8 protein-coding genes are annotated in these 8,963 nt (G+C 41.7%); 3 read left to right on the forward strand and 5 right to left on the reverse strand.

Going from position 1 to position 8,963, the window contains the following annotated elements; genetic code table 11:
• Positions 1–732 precede the first annotated feature (732 nt).
• Positions 733–1,626 (forward strand): helix-turn-helix transcriptional regulator, encoded by an 894-nt coding sequence (locus G3O08_RS12410; protein WP_163285700.1) that lies wholly within the window; start codon positions 733–735, stop codon positions 1,624–1,626.
• A gap of 110 nt (positions 1,627–1,736) precedes the next feature.
• Here G3O08_RS12410 and G3O08_RS12415 read toward each other — a convergent pair whose 3' ends face one another.
• Both G3O08_RS12415 and G3O08_RS12420 read right to left on the reverse strand, forming a co-directional pair.
• Positions 1,737–2,798 (reverse strand): vWA domain-containing protein, encoded by a 1,062-nt coding sequence (locus G3O08_RS12415; protein ID WP_163285701.1) that lies wholly within the window; start codon positions 2,796–2,798, stop codon positions 1,737–1,739.
• A 313-nt stretch (positions 2,799–3,111) separates the two neighbouring features.
• Positions 3,112–4,104: a LamG domain-containing protein gene (locus G3O08_RS12420; protein WP_163285702.1), complete on the reverse strand. Its 993-nt coding sequence runs from the start codon at positions 4,102–4,104 to the stop codon at positions 3,112–3,114.
• 190 nt (positions 4,105–4,294) lie between these two features.
• Here G3O08_RS12420 and G3O08_RS12425 point away from each other — a divergent pair, with 190 nt between their 5' ends.
• Entirely contained in the window at positions 4,295–5,431 is a 1,137-nt protein-coding gene (locus tag G3O08_RS12425; protein ID WP_163285703.1) for a T9SS type A sorting domain-containing protein, read from the forward strand.
• A 271-nt stretch (positions 5,432–5,702) separates the two neighbouring features.
• Here the strand turns inward: G3O08_RS12425 and G3O08_RS12430 are convergent, their stop codons facing one another.
• Positions 5,703–6,395, reverse strand: coding sequence for a hypothetical protein (locus tag G3O08_RS12430; protein WP_163285704.1), 693 nt, complete (start codon positions 6,393–6,395; stop codon positions 5,703–5,705).
• Between the two features lie 271 nt (positions 6,396–6,666).
• On the opposite strand from G3O08_RS12430, the gene G3O08_RS12435 reads away from it, so the two are divergent.
• Entirely contained in the window at positions 6,667–7,494 is an 828-nt protein-coding gene (locus G3O08_RS12435; RefSeq protein WP_163285705.1) for a hypothetical protein, read from the forward strand.
• 213 nt (positions 7,495–7,707) lie between these two features.
• Here the strand turns inward: G3O08_RS12435 and G3O08_RS12440 are convergent, their stop codons facing one another.
• Positions 7,708–7,998, reverse strand: a complete 291-nt coding sequence (locus G3O08_RS12440) for a GIY-YIG nuclease family protein (protein WP_163285706.1) — start codon at positions 7,996–7,998, stop codon at positions 7,708–7,710.
• Positions 7,999–8,340: 342 nt separating this feature from the next.
• Positions 8,341–8,601 carry an energy transducer TonB gene (locus tag G3O08_RS21875; RefSeq protein ID WP_163285709.1) on the reverse strand — a complete coding sequence of 87 codons (261 nt, stop codon included), beginning with the start codon at positions 8,599–8,601 and terminating at the stop codon, positions 8,341–8,343.
• Positions 8,602–8,963 lie beyond the last annotated feature (362 nt).

Genomic DNA, 8,963 nt, shown 5'->3' on the forward strand with positions numbered 1-8,963 from the left:
ATATCAAAAGAAGTCCGGTTCGATCTCTTAGCTCGTGCGTGGATTTCCCTTTAGGGTTAGGGCGCGCGGAGGAGATGACCTCATTCCCGCCCTCATTCCCTAAAGGGATGCCATATGAACAAAACTAAATATATGAGGAATAGATATATCAAATGAAATCCCGTTCGATGGTAGCTTGTGCGTGGATTTCCCTTTAGGGTTAGGGCGCGCGGAGGAGATGACCTCATTCCCGCCCTCATTCCCTAAAGGGATGCCATATGGACAAAACTAAATCTATAATGAATAGATATATCAAAAGAAGTCCGGTTCGATCTCTTAGCTCGTGCGTGGATTTCCCTTTAGGGTTAGGGCGCGCGGAGGAGATGACCTCATTCCCGCCCTCATTCCCTAAAGGGATGCCATATGGACAAAACTAAATCTATGAGGAATAGATATATCAAATGAAATCCCGTTCGATATGGTAGCTTGTGCGTGGATTTCCCTTTAGGGTTAGGGCGCGCGGAGGAGATGACCTCATTCCCGCCCTCATTCCCTAAAGGGATGCCATATGAACAAAACTAAATCTATAATGAATAGATATATCAAAAGAAGTCCGGTTCGATCTCTTAGCCCGTGCGTGGATTTCCTTTAGGGTTAGGGCGGGATAGGGCGAGTTAAGGCGGCGCGCAGATTATCGAATAACAATACTAAATTTAAACCAAAACATTCAACACCAAAACAAAATTAAATACCATGGCTTTAAGAGAAAAAATAGCACGCATGAACCTGATAATAACAAAACTGCGTCGCAAACCATGTACCTGGGCGGAGATGAAAGATTATCTGGGGCGCGAATCAGAACTTCAGGAATACAACTTTATAATTTCAGAACGTACTTTTCAACGCGACGTTAATGATATTCGGGAGATATACAATATTGACATTCAATACAACAGGACGCAATCAGCATATCAAATTGATTTTAGTGATCAGGTCAATGAGCGCATACTGGAAGCGTACGACACCTTCAATGCGCTCAACCTTACCGATAGACTCTCACAACATATCCATTTTGAAAAAAGAAGACCCCAGGGAACTGAAAATTTGCACGGATTTCTCCACGCCATTCAGAATCAGCTGCAAATAAAATTTGTTTATCAAAAGTATTGGGAAGGAGAATTGACCAACAGGCGTGCAGAGCCTTATGCCCTCAAAGAATTTCGCAACCGCTGGTATATTCTCGCAAAGGATTTGAAAGATAATATAACCAAAACCTTTGCCCTAGACCGGCTAACCGATTTGGAAATTACAAACACAAAGTTTCAGTTTCCAGAAGGTTTTGATGTCAATGAATACTTCAAAAATTACTTTGGAATAACCGCCTGGCAAAAAGGAAAACCACAGGAAATTATCCTGTCATTCAATGAATTTCAAGGCAAGTATATCAAGTCGCTACCATTGCACCACAGCCAGCAAGTATTGATAGATAACGCAGAAGAGTTTCGGATAAAACTATCGCTCAACCCTACTCATGATTTGATCATGGAGCTTTTGTCTTATGGCGAGAATTTGAAGGTTATTCAACCAGTTAGTTTGGTTGAGGAGATTAAAAAAAGATTGAAGGCTACTTTAGCGAGGTATGAGTGAGCTCATTTTTTTATTCAAAACAAGGTTTCACCATCCTAAGCTTTTAAATTGCTCCATCTCGCAGCGGATACGGACAAGCCTATTAAATTTTTAACCAAAACTCTTTCTTATCAGCAAGGATCTGGCGTGCAATCAGAATTTATGCAGCTTTCGATTCTGCCCGTAACATTGTTTTTATTGATCTCTATAATAATTTCCGTTTGGCCCGCCCGTCTTGGCGAACAATATTCGAGCTTGTAATAACTGTTTACTTCGGCATTTAATTCAGCTGCAATATCTTCAAAGGTGGGGGTAAGTGAAGTAAAATTGGCCGATGGATAATAGCCACTATAACCCAGCTGCTGGAGTACATTATTATCTACAGATTGGCCAAGACCGATTGTATAAACATCTATTTGATTTTCTCCGTCACTTAAACCCTGCACTGCCACAGAAGCTTCTTCAAAAGATGACAACCCTGCCAGATCAGATCCATCAGTGAAAACCACCATGGTACCTACGTCAACCAACTTGGGTGAATTATTTACTCTGCTTTTTATTATCGATGCCCCAGAGATAAAAGCACCATTCAGATTGGTTGAATTATCGCGCGTTAAATCGGCACTAATATTATCGATCGTACTCAATAGCTCGTCCGAATTTTGGGTAAAGTTCTGAAGAGCAACTAAATCGGGATCTCCATCAAAATAGTAAATGGCAACAAAGGTTTCACCCACATCAGAATTTGACCCCACCAAAATCGTATTTACAAAGGCAGCCATCGCCTCCTTAACCTGGGGCAACACTGCAGATTCTGTTACACTTTCACTTAAATCGACTATTAAGGCAATGTGAAATCCAAAGCTCTGTGGGTCGGGCGTTAACTCATTGGCGCTTTCAAATTCTATAACCTGACCATTGTCCTTCACAACCACATCATCAACCGTTAAATTGGTAACCGGATTTGAAGCCTGATCTAACTTAAAGAAAACGGAATATTTTGACTTTGGATACTCCAGTTCGTGGTTCAGAAAAGTAATTTCCAATCCCGAGCTTACCACCGTTGGCTCCACACCGCAAAACGGACTCGGACATGGATTTGCAGCAGGGCTACGTCTCGTATCATCATCTTTATTGCAGCTTGTGGTCATTCCTAAACACAATACAAGCACTATTAAAGGTAATATTTTCATCAAATTGGGTTATACTAATTAGAGTTTGTCAATAGAGTCAAGTGGCTGGATCATAAAGTTCAATAGCAAGCGATGTGCTGAGCGAAGTCGAAGTAGCGCACGTAGGATTGAATACCTAGCGTAGCGATTTCACAACCGAAGGGCGTAATCAAGGAGTCCCGCTGGGGCGGGATGACTGTTTTCAAGACAAGTGCAACGCCGATAGTGGACTTTATGGACAGACACTAATTATTTTGGCTTACGCTGTAGCCAATTTCCAAACCGCCGCAGAAAATCAAATCTGTTGCTATTCGATAAAATCTTTAAAACCGCTCTAGTTTACAACCATCACTTTTTCGATGAATTCCTTTTCAATTGTTTCTATGCGGAAAATATACAGACCCGAAGCCCAATTATAAGATTCTACAAAAGCATAGGAATCATAAATAGACCGCTTATTTGCGATTTTTCTGCCATTAATGTCAAAGACAGTAACAGCAATAAGATTATAATTTGAAATGATTTCAATTAACCCCGGGCTACCTAATGTAGGTTGCACGTTTAGAAACATCGTGTCGGCGGCAAGAGGGTCAATAGGCTCAATGGGTTCTACCGGCTCAACCTCTGCAAGGCTTATCCATTCCTGATCGTTTAAAGCCCTTCCATAAAAGCGAACATCATCTATAACGCCAAAAACGCGTCCCTTAAGTTTATCCTGGCTATATGTGCTGGAAATAAGAATTGATCCATCCCCTTGAGAAGTAAAGTCAATCTTTCGTGTAATACGCCGTTCGCCATTAACATATACCTTTACTGTATCATCTTCGGCACTCGAAATTCCTAAATGATACCAACTGCCTGGCGTTGCTACTACACCGGTACTCGATTTATCTCCGTCGCTTGAATAATATGTTTTAAAATCATTTCCCGTATTATCAATAAAAAGTGGCACGTCATTCCAGATCGAAATACCCTCATAAGACAATAAAAACATATCAGAATAATCCGAAGCCAGTTCTTCGGGTTTAATCCACAGACTGTATGACCAGGGTGGCGTGGTAAGATCAATAATTGCAGGAAAAGCGACGTACATACCGTCTCCGCGCAAGCGATATGCCGTCATTGGCTCACCATCTCGATTATGGGTAAAGCTTCCTCCAGCTCCCGTAGCATGATTATCAAGCCCACTAGAATCGGCAAAATTATTGTCAAATTTATAATAACCAATAAGGTCTAAGTCCAAATTTATATCCTGGGCATTCAATAAATCAGGGCTAAAGCCACTAAGAGTAAAAACTAGCGTAACTATCATTTCTGAAGTTTTCATGGGCTTCGAAATTAATAAAACTCTAAAATAAAAAATTCTATATCAAGTTCCACAAAAATAAAGCCAGTTTAAATAGACGGATTATTCTAGGAAATAAGACGTAAAATTTAGACTCAAAACACTTTTCAATATAGGCGTTGCCCAAAAAATTTACCTACCTTGCTAATCCATTAAGCATTCCTCGCTCGCAATGAAAAAAATCTACCTCAGCTTTTCTATGCTCTTTTTGGCCTTGAGCGCCTTCTGTCAGGATATTGATTATACCCTCTACGCCCAATGGTCATCAGCAGATAGCACTTGGGAAAGCACAACGCGAAGAACTAATTCTTTTGACAGTGGAAACCTGGTAATGGTACTCGCAGAATATCTTTACCCCGACTCCTCTAACTGGCACCCCTTCCAGCGAACCATTAATGAATACAACAACGATCAAACAGTAAGCGAAACCCGCAGCGAATCGTGGAATACCGGGTCAAGCTCGTGGGAAATCTTATCCAGGACTATTTATAGCTACTACTCCACAGGTTTCATTTTAAGCGAAGTTGGTGAAAACCGAATAAACGATGCTTGGATTCCTCTAGAGAAGGCCGAAAACAACTACGACTCGGATAATATCTTAATCGAAAAGTTATTTTCAAATTGGGATACCCTGAGCAATGATTGGCTTTTTTCTCATAAATATCAGTATTCGTATTATCCCGACGGAAAATTAGCAAACGTGATCACCGAAAAATTTCTGAATTCACAATGGGTTCACCACGATGAGATGAATTACTCCTATACAGACTTTGGCAAAATTGCTGAAACAGCAGAGTCGCTAAATATCGCCAACGACGGGTCTATCTCAGGAACCAGAACGCGCTATATTTATGACGATAGTGAAAATCTGATAAGCAAGGTTCGCGAATCAATTTTTCAGCCCACCCAAGATTGGCGACCCGTTTTGCAATACAATTACAGCAACAATACTGACGGCAGCGTGCAGAGTTTTATTCGACAGGTAAACATGGGCATCGATAGTCTGTATTGGATAAATTTTGGACGCCTTTCGTATTTCTATCTCAGCCCAAATTTTGTTCAACAACCAGAACCGTTTTCTTTTGCGCTATTTCCAAACCCTGTGAGTGATGAATTTCATATTCAGATAGATGAAATTACGAAACCAGTGTTTTATAAGGTCGTGAATATGGAAGGAAAAACTGTTATTAGCGGCTCTTTCAACTCTGCGAATAAAAGCGTGAATACTTCCGGGATTGCTGCCGGCTTTTATTTGATTGAAATTCGTAATGGAGAAAAAGCTGGATTCGCTAAATTCGTGAAGGAGTAAATTTACAAGAGAACGGAATTTCACCTTCCGGTTAAAATTGACTTTTATGTAGCGTGTTTTAATCGCTGATGTACTTTTTTCCAACTATTTAAACTATTTTAAACCTCCTTGTGCATCAAAGATTGAAGCAGATGATTCATAGGATTCAAGATATCAGGGCAATTTTATTAGCCATAAAACCCAACAGTAAGGTGTATTATTGATTTTTAAAAATTCAGACAAAATCAAACCCTTTTATTTCCCGAAAGGGCAAATCGAACAAAATCCCTATTTAATAAATCCGATCCCAACCATAGCCCGACTGAGACCACCAGCCATATTCGCTTGAGCGAACGATGCCATGAGTCTTGCTGTAAACGAATGAGCTTCCATTACCGTCATACGACATGGGTTCGTTGTGGATATAAACACTCAAAGAGTCGTAATCGTGATTGAAAAGTGTATAGTTGGTGGTGAAAAGCTGGGCATTTGCTTCGGAATAGCTGTACGATGTCCGCCAACCGGTTATTTCAACTTCTTGCTCGCTGTAGTCACTAAATTTTAATCGAGAAATACCCAGCAGATGGTTTTCGAAATACGGTGCATCCGATTCAACAATGAGCGAATCACCTTCTATATTCCAGGTATTGGTATAAACCGAATCCTTATTCCAATAATAGACAACAGAGTCGTCCATCATATTTGAGCCCGCAGTTATTCGCTGCGCTATCAACACACCGGCTTCCGATATGTTGAGCACTTCCAGCTCGAGTGTATCACCGGTATAGCTGTACACGTCTTCGCCCTGTTGATAATAATTTTCGCCGATGAGCATCGAGTAGTAGAGCTTATCGCCAATGTTTAAGCTTTCGAGAAAATTTTCTGATGCTTCGGGAGGATTGGGAATGCCGCAATCATCATCATCATTTTTAGTGCAGCTTATGCCGATGGCAACCAAAAGAAGAAGGGCGAAATAATTTTTCATGGAGCTATTTTTTTTAATGATGCATGAAAAGGCCAAATGGTTGCATAGGAAGGTCTCGAAAGCGGATGGCCTTCGGGAGCCTCGAGCTACACTCGACGGTGGTTGAGGCACTCGAAACCACGCTTCGTTGAAACCCTTCCGCTTTCTTGAAAACCCCTCCGCTTTCGAGAGCCTCAAGCTCCAGTCGACGGTGCTTGAAGGTCTCGAAAACCAATATTATTCTTCATCCTCCATTTTTATTACCTTTAAAATTCCTTTTAATAACCTGACTATGGCAAAAAAGAAAAACGACCCCAAAAAATCAAACGAAGAAATCGAGTTTGAACATGAGCTCACCAAACTAAAGCTCAGTGCAGAACACGGCCTGCCTTTTTCGGAACAGAAAGAGGAAGAAATACAATTTAACGAAACCGAAGAAGACTTTTTGGAGCGGATGAGAGAGTTTGAAGATGCCATGGAAAACCCCGATGATAGGGAGATCGCGGAGCTATTGGGATTTCCAAATTTCCCGAAAGAGGAAAATCTATCTGATGCTGAAGTAAGTGCTGCACTAGAACTCGCTATTACGGCTCTGGCCAATAAAAGTATTGTGCTCGATGTGATTTACTCTACGCCCGACCGCGAGATTTACCGCTTCATTACCGAAGAGCTGCTGAAAAAAGAATCGGGAATGGCAGGTGCCGGAGGGATGACTACCCATTTTATTTACGAAGAATTTCACCCCAACCACACCGAAGATATAAACGAAGTTGTAACCCACATTTTACACTTCATCTGCGGAGGCTACAAGGGAGCTCTTCCATGGCGTATTGACAACGAAGTAATGCTATACGGCGAACTGGTGCCCCAGGAAGAGTTTGAAGCCGTTCTCGACAATCACCGACATATTTTTAAGGGAATGAATTTTATAGGAGTCGATTCTATCAAAATTAGTATTAAGAAATCAAAGGCACACGCCAAGGCCAAGTTTCGGTTTTATTTAGACAAAACTTCTGGCCAGCCGGGCGAAATAAGTACCACTGCCGAGTTTTACTTCGTGCTCGAGGCTGACACGTTTTGGCTAAACCGATTGGTAATAGATCATTTTGGGATAGAGTAAGTATGTTTAGCGAATGATGTGACGGTGGTTGGGTTTCGAAAGCCTCAAGCCCCAGTGAACGGTGGTTGGGTTCCACGCGGTGGTTGGCTTTCGAGAGCCTCAAGCTACACTCGAAACCACATTTACTTGAATACCCCTACGCTTTCGAGAGCCTCAAGCTCCAGTGAACGGTGGTTGGCTTTCGAGAGCCTCAAGCTACACTCGAAACCACATTTACTTAATGTCCCGATAAGCTTTTGAAAGTCCCGGCAAAGCGTCAAGTTTTCCCTCCATCAATGCCTCCTTCTTTTTCCTGCTCCAGCCTTGCACTTGCTTTTCGCGATAAAAAGCCGTGTCAATACGCGAATATTCCTCGTAATAAAGCAATTTTACTGGCAAGCGCTTCTTGGTGTAGTTGGCACCTTTTCCATTTTGATGTTCGATGTACCGCTTATCCATATTGTTGGTACTTCCGGTGTAGTAGCTACCATCCGAGCATAAAAGTATGTACATCCAACCTTTCATAATTCTATAGTTTTTAAATACTACTCTCCTTTTGCCTATTTGGCCCTACGCTTTCGAGAGCCTCAAGCTCCAGTAGACGGTGGTTGGCTTTCGAGAGCCTCAAGCTACACTCGAAACCACATTTACTTGAATACCCCTACGCTTTCGAGAGCCTCAAGCTCCAGTGAACAGTGGTTGGCTTTCGAGAGCCTCAAGCCCCGCTCGAAACCACATTTACTTGAATACCCCTACGCTTTCGAGAGCCTCAAGCTCCAGTAGACGGTGGTTGGCTTTCGAGAGCCTCAAGCTACACTCGAAACCACACTACGTTGAAACCAAACTACGTTGAAAGCACCCTTTCGTTTACTTCAAGTCAAAAGCCACAGACAAATAATAATTTACCTCAACCGGCTGTCGCTCTTTGGTGCCTGGCTTCCAACGCGGCATTTGTTCAACAATTTCCCAAACCACCAGATCAAAGTAGCCATCAAGTCCATCGCCACAGATATGTGAAATTTTTGCTTTTCCGGTTTTATCTACAATAAAGTTAATCTTTAAGATTCCGGTGGTTCCCAGACTTCTTGATTGGGCGGGATATCTAATGCGTCGTTCTACATACGTCAGTAAATCACCATTGCCAAATTCAGGTAGAGTTACTCCTTCTTCGGGGCCATTTTCTGCACATTCTCCGAAACTAACTTGGTGAAATCGCGCTGGAAAACAAACTCACCCGCCTCGTTGTAATAGCTCCATTTGCCGAAAGGCCTGCCGCTTTTGTGAAATTCATGTTGCAGAAGTTGCCCGGTTAGCATGCTGGATCTTTGTCGCTCTATAAGCTCATTATTTTTATAAAATTCAATTTAGTACATGACAAAAATATAACCCGCTGATAATCAGCAAATTAAATGTTAAAAAATTAGTATAAAGCATTGGTAATCAGTATCTTAGAAGGATAATCTCAAACATCTTTCAAGAACATGAAAACC

Origin of the sequence: Cryomorpha ignava, assembly GCF_010686655.1 — a bacterium.
Classification (GTDB): Bacteria; Bacteroidota; Bacteroidia; order Flavobacteriales_D; family Cryomorphaceae; genus Cryomorpha; species Cryomorpha ignava.